Source organism: Staphylococcus debuckii (assembly GCF_003718735.1).
Taxonomy (GTDB): domain Bacteria; phylum Bacillota; class Bacilli; order Staphylococcales; family Staphylococcaceae; genus Staphylococcus; species Staphylococcus debuckii.
The window spans coordinates 1,899,565-1,915,684 of the sequence record NZ_CP033460.1 but is presented as its reverse complement, the minus strand read 5'-3'; the positions used below and the strand labels follow the sequence as shown (position 1 = coordinate 1,915,684).

At 40.8% G+C, this 16,120-nt stretch carries 8 protein-coding genes, 28 tRNA genes and 3 rRNA genes; 37 read left to right on the top strand and 2 right to left on the bottom strand.

The features are described 5' to 3' along the window. Positions 1-50: 50 nt before the first annotated feature. The gene (locus CNQ82_RS09165; RefSeq protein ID WP_123145007.1) at positions 51-1,340 is read right to left on the bottom strand and encodes a glutamate-1-semialdehyde 2,1-aminomutase; all 1,290 of its coding nucleotides are present in this window, start codon (positions 1,338-1,340) and stop codon (positions 51-53) included. Between the two features lie 82 nt (positions 1,341-1,422). On the opposite strand from CNQ82_RS09165, the gene bcp reads away from it, so the two are divergent. The 34 genes from bcp to CNQ82_RS09005 all read left to right on the top strand — a co-directional run bounded on the left by bcp (position 1,423) and on the right by CNQ82_RS09005 (position 11,531). Next, positions 1,423-1,878 (top strand): thioredoxin-dependent thiol peroxidase, encoded by a 456-nt coding sequence (gene bcp, locus CNQ82_RS09160; protein ID WP_123145006.1) that lies wholly within the window; start codon positions 1,423-1,425, stop codon positions 1,876-1,878. A gap of 5 nt (positions 1,879-1,883) precedes the next feature. Next, positions 1,884-2,834 (top strand): phosphoglycerate dehydrogenase, encoded by a 951-nt coding sequence (locus CNQ82_RS09155; protein ID WP_123145664.1) that lies wholly within the window; start codon positions 1,884-1,886, stop codon positions 2,832-2,834. Positions 2,835-2,927: 93 nt separating this feature from the next. Then, entirely contained in the window at positions 2,928-3,383 is a 456-nt protein-coding gene (perR, locus tag CNQ82_RS09150) for a peroxide-responsive transcriptional repressor PerR (RefSeq protein WP_095104564.1), read from the top strand. A 771-nt stretch (positions 3,384-4,154) separates the two neighbouring features. Then, a 16S ribosomal RNA gene (locus CNQ82_RS09145) occupies positions 4,155-5,706 on the top strand. Positions 5,707-5,800: 94 nt separating this feature from the next. Beyond that, positions 5,801-5,877: transfer RNA gene (locus CNQ82_RS09140), tRNA-Ile, on the top strand. Positions 5,878-5,897: 20 nt separating this feature from the next. After that, positions 5,898-5,973 (top strand) — tRNA-Ala (locus CNQ82_RS09135). Between the two features lie 166 nt (positions 5,974-6,139). After that, positions 6,140-9,064 (top strand): 23S ribosomal RNA (locus CNQ82_RS09130). Positions 9,065-9,132: 68 nt separating this feature from the next. After that, a 5S ribosomal RNA gene (gene rrf, locus CNQ82_RS09125) occupies positions 9,133-9,247 on the top strand. Together the 16S, 23S and 5S rRNA genes with 28 tRNA genes alongside form the textbook arrangement of a ribosomal RNA operon. 11 nt (positions 9,248-9,258) lie before the next feature. Beyond that, positions 9,259-9,334, top strand: a tRNA-Val gene (locus tag CNQ82_RS09120). 8 nt (positions 9,335-9,342) lie between these two features. After that, positions 9,343-9,418: transfer RNA gene (locus CNQ82_RS09115), tRNA-Thr, on the top strand. Positions 9,419-9,423: 5 nt separating this feature from the next. Next, positions 9,424-9,499: transfer RNA gene (locus tag CNQ82_RS09110), tRNA-Lys, on the top strand. 8 nt (positions 9,500-9,507) lie between these two features. Then, a tRNA-Leu gene (locus CNQ82_RS09105) sits at positions 9,508-9,589 on the top strand. Positions 9,590-9,592: 3 nt separating this feature from the next. After that, a tRNA-Gly gene (locus tag CNQ82_RS09100) sits at positions 9,593-9,667 on the top strand. A 7-nt stretch (positions 9,668-9,674) separates the two neighbouring features. Beyond that, positions 9,675-9,763 (top strand) — tRNA-Leu (locus CNQ82_RS09095). A gap of 10 nt (positions 9,764-9,773) precedes the next feature. After that, positions 9,774-9,847, top strand: a tRNA-Arg gene (locus tag CNQ82_RS09090). Positions 9,848-9,859: 12 nt separating this feature from the next. After that, positions 9,860-9,933: transfer RNA gene (locus CNQ82_RS09085), tRNA-Pro, on the top strand. A 16-nt stretch (positions 9,934-9,949) separates the two neighbouring features. Next, a tRNA-Ala gene (locus tag CNQ82_RS09080) sits at positions 9,950-10,025 on the top strand. Between the two features lie 30 nt (positions 10,026-10,055). After that, positions 10,056-10,129, top strand: a tRNA-Met gene (locus CNQ82_RS09075). Between the two features lie 28 nt (positions 10,130-10,157). Beyond that, positions 10,158-10,231 (top strand) — tRNA-Ile (locus CNQ82_RS09070). A 12-nt stretch (positions 10,232-10,243) separates the two neighbouring features. Next, positions 10,244-10,336, top strand: a tRNA-Ser gene (locus tag CNQ82_RS09065). Positions 10,337-10,352: 16 nt separating this feature from the next. Further along, positions 10,353-10,426, top strand: a tRNA-Met gene (locus CNQ82_RS09060). Positions 10,427-10,439: 13 nt separating this feature from the next. Continuing rightward, a tRNA-Asp gene (locus tag CNQ82_RS09055) sits at positions 10,440-10,515 on the top strand. 17 nt (positions 10,516-10,532) lie between these two features. Beyond that, positions 10,533-10,608 (top strand) — tRNA-Phe (locus tag CNQ82_RS09050). Between the two features lie 3 nt (positions 10,609-10,611). Continuing rightward, positions 10,612-10,687 (top strand) — tRNA-Thr (locus CNQ82_RS09045). A 4-nt stretch (positions 10,688-10,691) separates the two neighbouring features. Further along, positions 10,692-10,775: transfer RNA gene (locus CNQ82_RS09040), tRNA-Tyr, on the top strand. A 15-nt stretch (positions 10,776-10,790) separates the two neighbouring features. Then, positions 10,791-10,864, top strand: a tRNA-Trp gene (locus CNQ82_RS09035). Positions 10,865-10,866: 2 nt separating this feature from the next. Further along, positions 10,867-10,939, top strand: a tRNA-His gene (locus CNQ82_RS09030). A gap of 11 nt (positions 10,940-10,950) precedes the next feature. After that, a tRNA-Gln gene (locus CNQ82_RS09025) sits at positions 10,951-11,022 on the top strand. A gap of 7 nt (positions 11,023-11,029) precedes the next feature. Next, positions 11,030-11,101, top strand: a tRNA-Cys gene (locus CNQ82_RS09020). An 11-nt stretch (positions 11,102-11,112) separates the two neighbouring features. Beyond that, positions 11,113-11,187 (top strand) — tRNA-Gly (locus CNQ82_RS09015). Positions 11,188-11,197: 10 nt separating this feature from the next. Further along, a tRNA-Gly gene (locus tag CNQ82_RS13155) sits at positions 11,198-11,272 on the top strand. A 10-nt stretch (positions 11,273-11,282) separates the two neighbouring features. Further along, a tRNA-Gly gene (locus CNQ82_RS09010) sits at positions 11,283-11,357 on the top strand. An 8-nt stretch (positions 11,358-11,365) separates the two neighbouring features. Further along, a tRNA-Gly gene (locus tag CNQ82_RS13150) sits at positions 11,366-11,440 on the top strand. Positions 11,441-11,446: 6 nt separating this feature from the next. Further along, positions 11,447-11,531, top strand: a tRNA-Leu gene (locus tag CNQ82_RS09005). A gap of 305 nt (positions 11,532-11,836) precedes the next feature. Here CNQ82_RS09005 and CNQ82_RS09000 read toward each other — a convergent pair. Then, the gene (locus tag CNQ82_RS09000) at positions 11,837-12,253 is read right to left on the bottom strand and encodes a hypothetical protein (RefSeq protein WP_123145005.1); all 417 of its coding nucleotides are present in this window, start codon (positions 12,251-12,253) and stop codon (positions 11,837-11,839) included. Positions 12,254-12,560: 307 nt separating this feature from the next. Between CNQ82_RS09000 and CNQ82_RS08995 the strand changes: the two genes are divergently transcribed. From CNQ82_RS08995 to CNQ82_RS08985, 3 genes are all read left to right on the top strand, one after another. Beyond that, the gene (locus tag CNQ82_RS08995; protein ID WP_123145004.1) at positions 12,561-13,619 is read left to right on the top strand and encodes a PTS sugar transporter subunit IIC; all 1,059 of its coding nucleotides are present in this window, start codon (positions 12,561-12,563) and stop codon (positions 13,617-13,619) included. Positions 13,620-13,803: 184 nt separating this feature from the next. Continuing rightward, complete coding sequence (locus CNQ82_RS08990; protein ID WP_206125359.1) at positions 13,804-15,279, top strand: ABC transporter substrate-binding protein/permease; 1,476 nt, start codon at positions 13,804-13,806, stop codon at positions 15,277-15,279. Then, complete coding sequence (locus CNQ82_RS08985; RefSeq protein ID WP_095104568.1) at positions 15,272-15,997, top strand: amino acid ABC transporter ATP-binding protein; 726 nt, start codon at positions 15,272-15,274, stop codon at positions 15,995-15,997. Before CNQ82_RS08990 ends, CNQ82_RS08985 begins: the two co-directional genes overlap by 8 nt. Positions 15,998-16,120: the final 123 nt, after the last annotated feature.

The window sequence follows — 16,120 nt, the reverse complement described above, 5'->3', positions numbered from 1 at the left end:
AATAATAACGTATAATAAAGTTATACAATGATTGGATATGAATTTCAAGTTTATTTCATTTGTGAAAAAGCGTAGTCTGCAGCACGTAATGTTTCTTCGATATCTGCATCGGTATGTTCAGTTGTTAAGAACCATGCTTCAAATTTTGAAGGCGCAAGGTTAATCCCTTGATGCAACATTAATTTGAAGAATTTAGCAAATGCATCGCCGTCTGCATTTTCTGCTTGGTCATAGTGGGTGACTTTTTCATCTGTGAAATAAAGTGTTAATGAACCATAAACGCGGTTAATAGTTGCAGTGATACCATGTTTATCAATTAATTCGTTTAAACCATCTTCTAACTTTTTACCTAAACGATCTAATTCTTCATAAACGCCATCTTGTTCTAATACTTCTAATAGAGCGATTCCGGCTTTCATTGAAAGAGGGTTGCCTGCCATTGTACCAGCTTGATATGCAGGGCCTAATGGTGCGACTTGCTCCATAATATCTTGACGACCGCCGTAACCGCCGATTGGTAAACCGCCGCCTACAATTTTACCGAAAGCAGTTAGGTCAGGATAGACGTTTAGCAAGTCTTGAGCTGCGCCATAATGGAAACGGAAAGCTGTGATAACTTCATCATATACAACTAAACCGCCGTATTCGTGTGTAATGTCGTTAACTGCTTCTAAGAAACCAGGTTTAGGTTCTACCATACCGAAGTTGCCGACAATTGGTTCCACTAATACTGCAGCGACTTCATTACCCCAATGTTCCATTGCTTCTTTATAAGCTTCGATATCATTGAAAGGTACTGTAATCACTTCTTGAGCAACGCTTTTAGGTACACCAGCTGAGTCTGGAGAGCCTAATTGAGATGGACCGCTGCCTGCAGCAACTAATACTAAATCTGAATGACCATGATAAGAACCAGCAAATTTAATAATTTTATTGCGGTTAGTATAAGCACGTGCTACACGGATAGTAGTCATCACAGCTTCAGTACCTGAGTTCACAAATCGCATTTTTTCTAATGAAGGAATAGCTTCACGTAATTTTTTAGCAAATTCGATTTCAAGTTCTGTCGGAGTACCATATAACACGCCTTTAGCTGCTTGTTCTTGAATTGCTTTAGTGATATGAGGGTGTGCATGTCCAGTGATAATAGGGCCATATGCTTGCAGATAGTCAATATAGCGATTTCCATCTACGTCATATAAATATTGACCTTTACCTTCTTTCATTACGACAGGTGCGCCACCACCTACAGCTTTATATGAGCGAGAAGGTGAATTGACACCTCCTAAAATATACTCGTCTGATAAGCTTTGAAGTCGTTCGCTTTCAGTAAATTCCATGATTTATCAACCTCTTTTAATTTAATATTTACGTCTCTTATCGTATCATATAATTAACTATAACAAGAAGAAGGGTGAGCATATGTTAGAAAAAGGAGAAAAATTTCCTGAATTTGCATTAGAAAATCAAGATGGTGAAGTCATTACTAATGAAACATTAAAAGGCAACAAAGCAATTCTTTATTTTTATCCTAGAGATAATACACCAGGTTGTACAACAGAAGCATGTGACTTCCGAGATAATATGGCCATGTTCAATGATTTAGATATCGCTGTTTATGGAATTAGCGGAGACTCTAAGAAAAAACATCAGAATTTTATAGCTAAGCATGATTTGAATTTTGATTTACTAGTTGATGAAGATTATAAATTAGCCGAGAAAACTGGTGTGTATCAATTGAAGAAAAGTTTCGGCAAAGAATCAATGGGTATCGTGAGAACTACCTTTGTTATTGATGAAAACGGGACAGTAACGCATGTAATTGAAAAGGTAAAAGTTAAAGAACAAATGGATCAATTAAAAGAGATGTTGGGGTGAGAAATTTGAAAGTTCTTTCATTAAATAGATTGAAAGATGCTGAAAAGCTATTAGAAGATACTTTTCCTGACGTAGAATTTGTTTTTCGTAAAAATGTAGAGGAAATAGATGAAGCGGATAAAGAAGACGCTGAAATAGTGATTGGATACAGCGGCAAAGCTGACCAAGCGTTCTTTGAAGGAATGCCGAAGTTAAAATGGGTAGCATGGTATGCAGCAGGTGTGAATAATCTTCCTTTAGACTATTTTAAGGAGAAAGATATTCTATTAACTAATGCTTCTGGAGTACATGCTAAACAGATGAGTCAATTTATCTTTGCCTATATTTTAGATGATTATAAAAAGATGGCAATTTCAAGACGTAATCAAGATCAGAAAATTTATGATTCTAAATTGACGGGTGAAAGAGTAGATGGCCAAACGATTTTAATGTTAGGCACGGGTACTATTCCTCAAGAAACAGCACACTTGGCTCAAGCTTTTGGTATGACTGTTGAAGGTGTGAATACGACAGGACATCCAGTTAAAGATTTTGATCGTGTTTATCCAATTAAAGATTTAGATGAAGTATTGCCGAATGCAGATATTGTAGTCAATGTTTTACCTTCAACTGCTGATACCTTTCATTTACTAGGTGATAAGGAATTTAAAGCTATGAAAGATAGTGCGTTGTTTATTAATGTAGGAAGAGGCACTATTACTTCAGAACAAACATTGATAGAAGCATTGAAGAATCATCAAATCCGCCACGCTTACGCAGATGTTTTTGAAAATGAACCATTAACGAGTGATAGCCCTTTATACGAAGTTGAAAATATAACAATTACAGCCCATATTACAGGTAACCATAGAGAAAATTTTAAAGATGCTAGTAATATATTTATCAAAAATTTCAAGCATTTTCTCAATAACGGAGATGTAGTTGAGAATAAAGTAGATTTAGATAAAGGATATTAAGCAAAAATTGTACAATCATTGACATTTCGCTATCTTAACCGTTATATTAATATTAAGTAATAATTATTATTAAGTAGAAAGACGGTGGATTAGATGAGTGCAGAAATGGAATCTATTGAACATCAATTAGAGGACTCGATTGCATCTTTAAGAAACGCCGGAATCAGAATTACACCGCAAAGACAAGCTATCTTAAGATTTTTGATTTCAAGTGATACTCATCCAACTGCAGATGAAATTTATCAGGCACTGTCACCAGATTTTCCAAACATAAGTGTTGCGACAATTTATAATAACTTGCGTGTGTTTAAGAAAACAGGTATTGTCAACGAACTGACATATGGAGATGCATCTAGTCGCTTTGATTTTAATACGCATAATCATTATCACGTAATTTGCGAAAACTGCGGAAAGATTGTGGACTTTCATTATCCGCAGCTTCATGAGGTAGAACATTTAGCTCAACATGTAACTGGTTTCAAAATTTCTCATCATAGAATGGAAATTTATGGACTATGTCCAGAATGCCAAGAAAAAGAAGATCAATAAAAGGTGAATACCCGAATTCATTTAAAGAAGAAAATAGGGGAAAATAATTTAGAAAGTATTATTTTGTGTCCTATATCGGTAAAGCTGATTAGAATAGAGTGTAGTTTGATATAAGCAAACCACTATTAAAACAGCTGTTGCCTATTTAAGAAGTAGTTTGAGACATTTATTTATATCTCAGGCTACTTCTTTTTATATTTCAATTTATGATTAAATGAAAGCAGATTAACATCTTTTTAATAATAAGAAGGATTGTGAAGATGATTTTTAATGAAGGGAAATGAATAAGTACACAAAATTTGAAAAGAAGCGGAGTACTGAATTACACGAATTGCACCATTGCACATCTAACAATGCAATCAATCACACAAGAGGTAATATTATACAAAAATTATTTAAGATTTTTATTGACTCATTCATTGTATCTTGATATGATGAATAGGTCGTTGAAACGACACAGTAAATTTCACATTGAGTTTTAGAAGTTCTAATTAAAAACTTTAACAAAGTGTAATTTTTACTATTGATTCTCGCTTGCAAACATTATAGAATGTTTATTGTTGAGAAAAAACGAACGAGACGGAACGAAAAAAACAAATAAAAAAGTTCTTGACTTCGCTTTTCTAATTTGGTATAATAGTTAAATGTAACGCGAAAAAATGAACATTGAAAACTGAATGACAATATGTCAACGTTAATTCCAATTAACAAACGTCTTGGACGTTTTAAAATAAATTAGTTATTATGAGCTAGTCAAACAAATCATAAACTTTTATGGAGAGTTTGATCCTGGCTCAGGATGAACGCTGGCGGCGTGCCTAATACATGCAAGTCGAGCGAACAGATGAGGAGCTTGCTCCTCTGATGTTAGCGGCGGACGGGTGAGTAACACGTGGGTAACCTACCTATAAGACTGGAATAACTCCGGGAAACCGGGGCTAATGCCGGATAATATGCGGAACCGCATGGTTCCGCAATGAAAGACGGTTTTGCTGTCACTTATAGATGGACCCGCGCCGTATTAGCTAGTTGGTAAGGTAACGGCTTACCAAGGCAACGATACGTAGCCGACCTGAGAGGGTGATCGGCCGCACTGGAACTGAGACACGGTCCAGACTCCTACGGGAGGCAGCAGTAGGGAATCTTCCGCAATGGGCGAAAGCCTGACGGAGCAACGCCGCGTGAGTGATGAAGGTCTTCGGATCGTAAAACTCTGTTATTAGGGAAGAACAAGTGCGTAGGTAACTATGCGCACCTTGACGGTACCTAATCAGAAAGCCATGGCTAACTACGTGCCAGCAGCCGCGGTAATACGTAGGTGGCAAGCGTTATCCGGAATTATTGGGCGTAAAGCGCGCGTAGGCGGTTTTTTAAGTCTGATGTGAAAGCCCACGGCTCAACCGTGGAGGGTCATTGGAAACTGGAAAACTTGAGTGCAGAAGAGGAAAGTGGAATTCCATGTGTAGCGGTGAAATGCGCAGAGATATGGAGGAACACCAGTGGCGAAGGCGACTTTCTGGTCTGCAACTGACGCTGATGTGCGAAAGCGTGGGGATCAAACAGGATTAGATACCCTGGTAGTCCACGCCGTAAACGATGAGTGCTAAGTGTTAGGGGGTTTCCGCCCCTTAGTGCTGCAGCTAACGCATTAAGCACTCCGCCTGGGGAGTACGGCCGCAAGGCTGAAACTCAAAGGAATTGACGGGGACCCGCACAAGCGGTGGAGCATGTGGTTTAATTCGAAGCAACGCGAAGAACCTTACCAAATCTTGACATCCTTTGACCGCTCTAGAGATAGAGTCTTCCCCTTCGGGGGACAAAGTGACAGGTGGTGCATGGTTGTCGTCAGCTCGTGTCGTGAGATGTTGGGTTAAGTCCCGCAACGAGCGCAACCCTTAAGCTTAGTTGCCAGCATTAAGTTGGGCACTCTAAGTTGACTGCCGGTGACAAACCGGAGGAAGGTGGGGATGACGTCAAATCATCATGCCCCTTATGATTTGGGCTACACACGTGCTACAATGGACAGTACAAAGGGTAGCGAAACCGCGAGGTCAAGCAAACCCCATAAAGCTGTTCTCAGTTCGGATTGTAGTCTGCAACTCGACTACATGAAGCTGGAATCGCTAGTAATCGTAGATCAGCATGCTACGGTGAATACGTTCCCGGGTCTTGTACACACCGCCCGTCACACCACGAGAGTTCGTAACACCCGAAGCCGGTGGACTAACCTTTTAGGAGCTAGCCGTCGAAGGTGGGACGAATGATTGGGGTGAAGTCGTAACAAGGTAGCCGTATCGGAAGGTGCGGCTGGATCACCTCCTTTCTAAGGATATATACGGAACAGTTTCAATAGAAACTGACGGAATAACGTGACATATTGTATTCAGTTTTGAATGTTTATTCATTCATTATTAAATGGGCCTATAGCTCAGCTGGTTAGAGCGCACGCCTGATAAGCGTGAGGTCGGTGGTTCGAGTCCACTTAGGCCCACCATTTAAATTTAATAGATGTATGGGGGCTTAGCTCAGCTGGGAGAGCGCCTGCTTTGCACGCAGGAGGTCAGCGGTTCGATCCCGCTAGTCTCCACCATTATAAGATTTAAAATTGTACATTGAAAACTAGATAAGTAAGTAAAAATAGATTTTACCAAGCAAAACCGAGTGAATTAGAGTTTTAAAAGCTTTATTCATTTAAATGAATCGCTAGTAATCGATTTGCCTACGGCAAAGAAGATTACTCACATAATTAATAACGTGATTAAGTTATTAAGGGCGCACGGTGGATGCCTTGGCACTAGAAGCTGATGAAGGACGTTACTAACGACGATATGCTTTGGGTAGCTGTAAGTAAGCGTTGATCCAGAGATTTCCGAATGGGGAAACCCAGCACAAGTTATGTTGTGTTATCGACATGTGAATACATAGCATGTCCGAAGGTAGACGCGGAGAACTGAAACATCTTAGTACCCGCAGGAAGAGAAAGAAAACTCGATTCCCTGAGTAGCGGCGAGCGAAACGGGAAGAGCCCAAACCAATGAGCTTGCTCATTGGGGTTGTAGGACACTCTACACGGAGTTACAAAAGAATTGATTAGACGAATCGTACTGGAAAGTCGAACCAGAGAAGGTAAGAGTCCTGTAGTCGAAAGTCAATTCTCTCCTGAGTGGATCCTGAGTACGACGGAGCACGTGAAATTCCGTCGGAATCCGGGAGGACCATCTCCCAAGGCTAAATACTCTCTAGTGACCGATAGTGAACCAGTACCGTGAGGGAAAGGTGAAAAGTACCCCGGAAGGGGAGTGAAAGAGAACTTGAAACCGTGTGCTTACAAGTAGTCAGAGCCCGTTAATGGGTGATGGCGTGCCTTTTGTAGAATGAACCGGCGAGTTACGATCTGATGCAAGGTTAAGCAGCGAATGCGGAGCCGCAGCGAAAGCGAGTCTGAACAGGGCGTTGAGTATTTGGTCGTAGACCCGAAACCAGGTGATCTACCCTTGGTCAGGTTGAAGTTCAGGTAACACTGAATGGAGGACCGAACCGACTTACGTTGAAAAGTGAGCGGATGAACTGAGGGTAGCGGAGAAATTCCAATCGAACCTGGAGATAGCTGGTTCTCTCCGAAATAGCTTTAGGGCTAGCCTCAAGTGATGATTGTTGGAGGTAGAGCACTGTTTGGACGAGGGGCCCCTCTCGGGTTACCGAATTCAGACAAACTCCGAATGCCAATCAATTTAACTTGGGAGTCAGAACGTGGGTGATAAGGTCCATGTTCGAAAGGGAAACAGCCCAGACCACCAGCTAAGGTCCCAAAATATATGTTAAGTGGCAAAGGATGTGGTATTGCCCAGACAACTAGGATGTTGGCTTAGAAGCAGCCATCATTTAAAGAGTGCGTAATAGCTCACTAGTCGAGTGACACTGCGCCGAAAATGTACCGGGGCTAAACATATTACCGAAGCTGTGGACTGTCCTTCGGACAGTGGTAGGAGAGCGTTCTAAGGGCGTCGAAGCATGATCGCAAGGATATGTGGAGCGCTTAGAAGTGAGAATGCCGGTGTGAGTAGCGAAAGATGGGTGAGAATCCCATCCACCGATTGACTAAGGTTTCCAGAGGAAGGCTCGTCCGCTCTGGGTTAGTCGGGTCCTAAGCCGAGGCCGACAGGCGTAGGCGATGGATAACAGGTTGATATTCCTGTACCGCCAATAATCGTTTTAAGCGATGGGGGGACACAGTAGGATAGGCGAAGCGTGCTGTTGGAGTGCACGTCCAAGCAGTAAGACTGAATGGTAGGCAAATCCGCCATTCATAAGGTCAAGCTGTGATGGGGAGAGGAAACATGTTTTCCTCGAGTCGTTGATTTCACACTGTCGAGAAAATCCTCTAGCTAGAGATTTGGCGCCCGTACCGCAAACCGACACAGGTAGTCAAGATGAGAATTCTAAGGTGAGCGAGAGAACTCTCGTTAAGGAACTCGGCAAAATGACCCCGTAACTTCGGGAGAAGGGGTGCTCTTTAGGGTTCACGCTCTGAAGAGCCGCAGTGAATAGGCCCAAGCGACTGTTTATCAAAAACACAGGTCTCTGCTAAACCGTAAGGTGATGTATAGGGGCTGACGCCTGCCCGGTGCTGGAAGGTTAAGAGGAGTGGTTAGCTTCTGCGAAGCTACGAATCGAAGCCCCAGTAAACGGCGGCCGTAACTATAACGGTCCTAAGGTAGCGAAATTCCTTGTCGGGTAAGTTCCGACCCGCACGAAAGGCGTAACGATTTGGGCACTGTCTCAACGAGAGACTCGGTGAAATCATAGTACCTGTGAAGATGCAGGTTACCCGCGACAGGACGGAAAGACCCCGTGGAGCTTTACTGTAGCCTGATATTGAAATTCGGCACAGCTTGTACAGGATAGGTAGGAGCCTTGGAAACGTGAGCGCCAGCTTACGTGGAGGCGTTGGTGGGATACTACCCTAGCTGTGTTGGATTTCTAACCCGCGCCATTGATCATGGCGGGAGACAGTGTCAGGCGGGCAGTTTGACTGGGGCGGTCGCCTCCTAAAGTGTAACGGAGGCGCTCAAAGGTTCCCTCAGAATGGTTGGAAATCATTCATAGAGTGTAAAGGCATAAGGGAGCTTGACTGCGAGACCTACAAGTCGAGCAGGGTCGAAAGACGGACTTAGTGATCCGGTGGTTCCGCATGGAAGGGCCATCGCTCAACGGATAAAAGCTACCCCGGGGATAACAGGCTTATCTCCCCCAAGAGTTCACATCGACGGGGAGGTTTGGCACCTCGATGTCGGCTCATCGCATCCTGGGGCTGTAGTCGGTCCCAAGGGTTGGGCTGTTCGCCCATTAAAGCGGTACGCGAGCTGGGTTCAGAACGTCGTGAGACAGTTCGGTCCCTATCCGTCGTGGGCGCAGGAAATTTGAGAGGAGCTGTCCTTAGTACGAGAGGACCGGGATGGACATACCTCTGGTGTACCAGTTGTCGTGCCAACGGCATCGCTGGGTAGCTATGTATGGACGGGATAAGTGCTGAAAGCATCTAAGCATGAAGCCCCCCTCAAGATGAGATTTCCCAACTTCGGTTATAAGATCCCTCAAAGATGATGAGGTTAATAGGTTCGGGGTGGAAGCATAGCGATATGTGGAGCTGACGAATACTAATCGATCGAAGACTTAATCCAATTTCAAGTTTTGATTGGCAAAATTAATTTACTTACTATCTAGTTTTGAATGTATAATCATTCTATTGTCTGGTGACAATGGCAAAGAGGTCACACCTGTTCCCATGCCGAACACAGAAGTTAAGCTCTTTAGCGCCGATGGTAGTCGGACTTACGTTCCGCAAGAGTAGGACGTTGCCAGGCAATTATTAAATGGAGAATTAGCTCAGCTGGGAGAGCATCTGCCTTACAAGCAGAGGGTCGGCGGTTCGAACCCGTCATTCTCCACCATTTAAATAGCCGGCCTAGCTCAACTGGTAGAGCAACTGACTTGTAATCAGTAGGTTGGGGGTTCAAGTCCTCTGGCCGGCACCATCTCAGAGCCATTAGCTCAGTTGGTAGAGCATCTGACTTTTAATCAGAGGGTCAGAGGTTCGAATCCTCTATGGCTCACCATTTAAATAGCGGGTGTGGCGGAATTGGCAGACGCACTAGACTTAGGATCTAGCGCCGCAAGGCGTGGGGGTTCGACTCCCTTCACCCGCATTTGCAGAAGTAGTTCAGCGGTAGAATACGACCTTGCCAAGGTCGGGGTCGCGGGTTCGAATCCCGTCTTCTGCTCCATTATTTTGCCGGGGTGGCGGAACTGGCAGACGCACAGGACTTAAAATCCTGCGATAAGTGATTATCGTACCGGTTCGATTCCGGTCCTCGGCACCAATTAAATTATGCGCCCGTAGCTCAACTGGATAGAGCGTTTGACTACGGATCAAGAGGTTATGGGTTCGACTCCTATCGGGCGCGCTTTTATTTCTACGGGAAGTAGCTCAGCTTGGTAGAGCACTTGGTTTGGGACCAAGGGGTCGTAGGTTCGAATCCTGTCTTCCCGATAACCTTAGAAAATATGGGGGCTTAGCTCAGCTGGGAGAGCGCCTGCTTTGCACGCAGGAGGTCAGCGGTTCGATCCCGCTAGTCTCCACCATATTTATTATTTACAACATAACTTTACAATGGCGGTGTAGCTCAGCTGGCTAGAGCGTACGGTTCATACCCGTGAGGTCGGGGGTTCGATCCCCTCCACCGCCACTCATTATTAGTTGTAGCATTATATATTGGACCTTTAGCTCAGTTGGTTAGAGCTAACGGCTCATAACCGTTCGGTCGCAGGTTCGAGTCCTGCAAGGTCCATATAATTTTTTAGGAGGAATACCCAAGTCCGGCTGAAGGGATCGGTCTTGAAAACCGACAGGGGCTTAACGGCCCGCGGGGGTTCGAATCCCTCTTCCTCCGCCATTATAAATTTTATTACCGCGGGATGGAGCAGTTCGGTAGCTCGTCGGGCTCATAACCCGAAGGTCGGTGGTTCAAATCCGCCTCCCGCAATTTTATTATGTCTGGTCTCGTAGTGTAGCGGTTAACACGCCTGCCTGTCACGCAGGAGATCGCGGGTTCGATTCCCGTCGAGACCGCCATTATATTTAATAGTTATGGTTCAGTAGCTCAGTTGGTAGAGCAATGGATTGAAGCTCCATGTGTCGGCAGTTCGACTCTGTCCTGAACCACCATTTGCCGGCCTAGCTCAATTGGTAGAGCAACTGACTTGTAATCAGTAGGTTGGGGGTTCAAGTCCTCTGGCCGGCACCATCTTGGAGGGGTAGCGAAGTGGCTAAACGCGGCGGACTGTAAATCCGCTCCTTCGGGTTCGGCAGTTCGAATCTGCCCCCCTCCACCATCTTAATAATTTAATAGGGGCATAGTTCAACGGTAGAATAGAGGTCTCCAAAACCTTTGATGTGGGTTCGATTCCTACTGCCCCTGCCATGGCGACTGTGGTGAAGTGGTTAACACATCGGATTGTGGTTCCGACATTCGTGGGTTCGATTCCCATCAGTCGCCCTTAATATTAATGGGCTATAGCCAAGCGGTAAGGCAACGGACTTTGACTCCGTCACTCACTGGTTCGAATCCAGTTAGCCCAGTTATTTTGGCGGCATAGCCAAGTGGTAAGGCCAAGGTCTGCAAAACCTTTATTCACCGGTTCAAATCCGGTTGCCGCCTTCATGAAATATGCGGGGGTAGTTCAACTCTTAGAACACGTTCCTTCCCGGAATGAGATATAGGTGCAAATCCTATCTTCCGCTCCATTAAAATTTTGCGGGAATAGTTCAACTTTTAGAACACGTTCCTTCCCGGAACGAGGTATAGGTGTAAATCCTATTTTCCGCTCCATATATAATATGCGGGAGTAGTTCAACTCTCAGAACACATTCCTTCCCGGAATGAGATATAGGTGCAAATCCTATCTTCCGCTCCATATAGTATGCGGGAGTAGTTCAACTTTTAGAACACGTTCCTTCCCGGAACGAGGTATAGGTGTAAATCCTATCTTCCGCTCCAGATTAAGCCGGCGTGGCGGAATTGGCAGACGCGCGGGACTCAAAATCCCGTTCCAGTCAATGGAGTGTCGGTTCGACCCCGACCGCCGGTATTTCGATACAAACATTTAGAGTGTTTTAAGAGTAGAAATCTTGTTAAATCAAGATTTCTACTTTTTTTATACGCATAAAGTAGAAACTTTTTGGAACAAAAATGGAACGAGTAGCGCTTTTTGAATTAAAATTTCGGAACGAGGATAAAATGTTTACAAACATCAATTCTTTTAGTTTAAATATTAAATTCTATATTATTATCTTCAATATTAAAATCATATTGACATATATAGTTACTTTTTCTTGCTTTCATGATGTATACCTCCTGATGTTTAAAAAGAGGGTAGACGAGCTACCCTAATAGTTATTCTTCTATATCGTTGCCATTCCATGCTTTATCAATGCTTTCTTGGAGTTCACGGTTTTCTTTTTCTAGTCTTTCGTTCATTTCAGCAGCTGTTTCATCACTATCGCCGCCATTATCTTTAGCACCTTTTAAAATTGTATCTTTCCATTCTTGATACTTACCGTCTGTTACTTCGTTTGCTTGGTCTGTGTAATAGTCGTCAATGTTTTGGTCAATTTCTTTTGCTTTTTCTTTTACAAATTTTTCATAAGCATCAATTGCTTCTTTTTGGTCTTTGATTTTCTTTTCTTGCTTGTTTACTTTAGTTTCTAAAGTTTCTACTTTATTTTTGTAAGTGAATGTAGTAACTAATAAAGTTATACATAAAATTGCTAAAACAATGATACTTGTAATGAAAACTGTTATCTTTTTCATGATGCCACTTCCTAAGATGAATTTTTTAGAGGAATAGTAATATGGAATTAATTAAAGTCATATTTTCTCTATTTATTACGGTTTAAACATAAATATTACTTACAAATTTTGAATAGCTTCTTACTCATATTATACTTAAAATTTCTTTTTTTGTGATCTGGTTTGAGGCAGAATTATTTTCTTCTAGTTGTCTATATTTTAGGTCCAATTTAATCAAGTACAATAATGAAAATTTACATTGTAGCTTAGGTTACTTTGTTATAGAATATTATACATAGTTTAAGAACGGAGGATATATTAACAACTTATGGCTAAATCAGAAATGAATGTGAAAGTATTTTTTAGTAATATTTTAAATGCCGTTGGAGCGGGTGTGGTGATTGCATTACTGCCTAACGCTTTATTAGGTGAACTTTTGAAGTTTTTTAAAGATGGAAATGAATATTTAGAAACGATTTATCAAATTGTAATAACGATTCAATCATTTATGGCGTTTATAATTGGGATATTAGCTGCACATCAATTTAAATTTAATGGAGCTGGAGCAGCAATGATTGGGACTTCTGCTATGATTGGATCCGGTGCAGTAGTTATCAGCAAACAAGGAGTTGCGCTTAAAGGTATTGGAGATATTATTAACATCATTCTTGTAGTTATGATTGCTTGTCTATTGTTTTTAATTTTCTCTGGTAGATTAGGGTCACTTGAAATGATTTTACTACCAGTTATTATACCTGTAGTTTCTGGATTTATAGGATTAGTAACGTTACCTTATATTTCTCATATTACTAAAGCGATTGGTAGTTTAATTAATTCATTTACAGAATTAAATCCATTATTAATGAGTATTTTAATTTCAATTACATATTCATTATTGATGGTAACTCCAATTTCATTAGTGGCTATTGCAACGGCGATTGGATTGACTGGTCTTGGAAGTGGTGCAGCTAACTTAGGTATTGTTGCTGCCTGTATTACATTCTTATGGGGATCATTACGTGTTAACAAATTAGGAGTGAATCTCATATTAATAATTGGTGCTGCAAAAATGATGATACCTGTTTATTTCAAGCATTTGATTATTGCAGTACCATTAGCGATAAATGGTTTGATTACCGGTATTATTGCATACTTACTTAAAGTACAAGGAACGCCGATGTCTGCTGGATTTGGCTATACTGGTTTAGTAGGACCTATTAATGCATTTGCCAGAATGGAAGGCGACCCTACAATGAATATTATCTTGTTGGCGTTCGGTTACTTCATTATTCCATTTGTACTAGGCTTTGTAGTTCACCAAATTTGTAAAAAGGTAATTCCTGGCTATAGCGATGAAATTTATAAATTTGAATTACCTAAAAACTAGAGTTTTCAAGCTGAGGCATTATATCAATGTCTTAGCTTTTTTGTTGCTCCTCTATTATTAATTCTATCTTGATTCCTTTTATGGAAAGGTATATACATTTATTTGTCAGAAAATTTTAAAAATAGTATTGCATAATAATTCGTATAAATGTATAATAATTCCAAGAACAAGGAGGCTTGCAATTATGGGAAGTAGACAAGTAATGTACACATTGAAAATTGTAATGAGTTTGCTTTTAATATTTACAATTGTTTTTTCAACTTTTGAAATTAAAGCAAACGCTGCAGAGCAAGATAAGAATTGGGACAAAATTAAGGAAAGAGGGGTTTTAAGAGTAGGACTTTCTGCTGATTATGCACCATTAGAATTTGAAAGCCATAAGAATGGTAAACGTGAATATGCTGGTATTGATATAGAAATCGCTAAGAAAATCGCGAAAGATAACGGTTTGAAATTAAAAATTGAAAATATGAACTTTGACAGTTTGTTAGGTGCTTTAAAGACTGGGAAAATAGATATGATTATTTCAGGAATGACACCGACACCCGAACGTAAAAAAGAAGTGGATTTTTCTGATTCATATTTAAAATCTTCACAAACAATGGTCGTGAAAAAGACAGATATCGATAAGTACAAATCTTTAAAGGACTTTGCAAATAAACGAATCGGCGCTCAAAAACAAACAACGCAAGAACAGTTAGCTAAAACAGAAATTGAAAACGCTGATGTACAATCAATGACGCGTCTGCCAGAAGTCATATTATCACTGAAAAGTAATAAAATTGACGGGGCTATTATTGAAGGCCCAGTTGCTGAAGCTTATTTAAAGCAAAATCCTGAATTAGGATTTGCTAAAGTTAAGTTTTCAGAACCTGATAAAGATACTTGTATAGCTGTTGCAAAAGACTCACCAGTTTTTCTAAATCATTTGAATACTTCAATTAAGAATATTAAAGAACAAGGATTGATTGAAAAATATAAAGATACAGCGGCTCAAGCTATGGACGAGGATGGAAATTTCTTCACTAAATACAATTCTTTTTTTATAACTGGGATTAAAAACACAATATTAATTTCGATAGTGGGAGTAGTTTTAGGGGCATTCTTTGGCGCTTTATTAGCATTAATGAAATTAAGTTCATTTAAACCTTTAAAATGGTTAGCAACTGTTTATATTGAGTTTATCAGAGGTACACCATTGCTGGTACAAGTGTTCTTAGTCTTCTTCGGAACAACTGCAGCACTTGGATTAAATATATCTGCAATGATATGCGGGATGATTGCTATGGTCGTTAACTGTGCAGCTTATATTGCTGAGATAATTAGAGCTGGTATTAATGCTGTTGATAAAGGGCAAACCGAAGCGTCAAGAAGCTTAGGATTAAGTTATGGTCAAACTATGAAAACCATTATTTTGCCGCAAGCTATTAAGAACATCTTACCAGCTTTAGGTAATGAATTTGTAACTGTAATTAAAGAATCATCAATTGTATCTGTTATCGGTGTTAGTGAAATTATGTTTAATGCACAAGTGGTTCAAGGGGCATCTTTCGATCCATTTACACCTTTATTAGTTGCAGCAATCTTATACTTCATTTTGACATTTGTATTGTCTAGAGTGATGTATTTCTTTGAAGGGAGAATGAAAGTCAGTGATTAATATTAAGAAACTCAAAAAAAGTTATGGCACCAATGAAGTATTAAAAGGAATTGATTTAGAGGTCGACAATGGTGAGGTTGTGGCTATCATTGGACCTTCTGGAGGCGGTAAGAGTACATTATTAAGATGTATTAATTTGCTTGAACAACCAGACGATGGAGAGATTATCTTTGAAGGCAATAATATTTTGAATAAAGATGTTAAACTCAATGATTTACGTCAAAAAATGGGAATGGTATTTCAAAACTTTAATCTTTTTCCACATAAAACAGTGATAGAAAATGTGATGCTAGCTCCTCATTTATTAAAAAAGGACTCAACTGCAAATCTGAAAAAAGAAGCTTTAGAACTATTGAAGAAAGTAGGATTAGAAGATAAAGGAGACAGTTATCCATCGCAATTATCTGGCGGACAGAAACAAAGAGTAGCAATTGCCAGAGCTTTAGCGATGCATCCAGAGGTCTTGCTATTTGATGAACCTACTTCAGCGTTAGACCCAGAAGTGGTTGGCGATGTATTGCAAGTGATGAAAGAATTGGCTAAAGAGGGAATGACTATGGTAGTAGTCACCCATGAAATGGGATTTGCTCACGATGTCAGCAACAAAGTAGTGTTTATGGCAGATGGGGTAGTCGCAGAATCAGGATCGCCATCAGAGATTTTTGAACATCCAACACATGAAAGAACTAAGCAATTTTTGCAACGTGTGCTTAATTAAATATGTAAAATTATTTTTCATAGAGACTGAGGCATAAAATAAATGTCTCAGTTTCTTGTTGAATTAATTCCTCGAAGTATTGTAAGTTGTGTTAAAATACAAAATGGACGATTTAAATGGAGG

What these genes read in the sequence shown, in the direction of transcription:
- CNQ82_RS09165 (WP_123145007.1), bottom strand. Translation starts at nt 1,340, where the DNA reads ATGGAATTTACTGAAAGCGAACGACTTCAAAGCTTATCAGACGAGTAT.
- bcp (WP_123145006.1), top strand. Translation starts at nt 1,423, where the DNA reads ATGTTAGAAAAAGGAGAAAAATTTCCTGAATTTGCATTAGAAAATCAA.
- perR (WP_095104564.1), top strand. Translation starts at nt 2,928, where the DNA reads ATGAGTGCAGAAATGGAATCTATTGAACATCAATTAGAGGACTCGATT.
- CNQ82_RS09000 (WP_123145005.1), bottom strand. Translation starts at nt 12,253, where the DNA reads ATGAAAAAGATAACAGTTTTCATTACAAGTATCATTGTTTTAGCAATT.
- CNQ82_RS08995 (WP_123145004.1), top strand. Translation starts at nt 12,561, where the DNA reads ATGGCTAAATCAGAAATGAATGTGAAAGTATTTTTTAGTAATATTTTA.
- CNQ82_RS08990 (WP_206125359.1), top strand. Translation starts at nt 13,804, where the DNA reads ATGGGAAGTAGACAAGTAATGTACACATTGAAAATTGTAATGAGTTTG.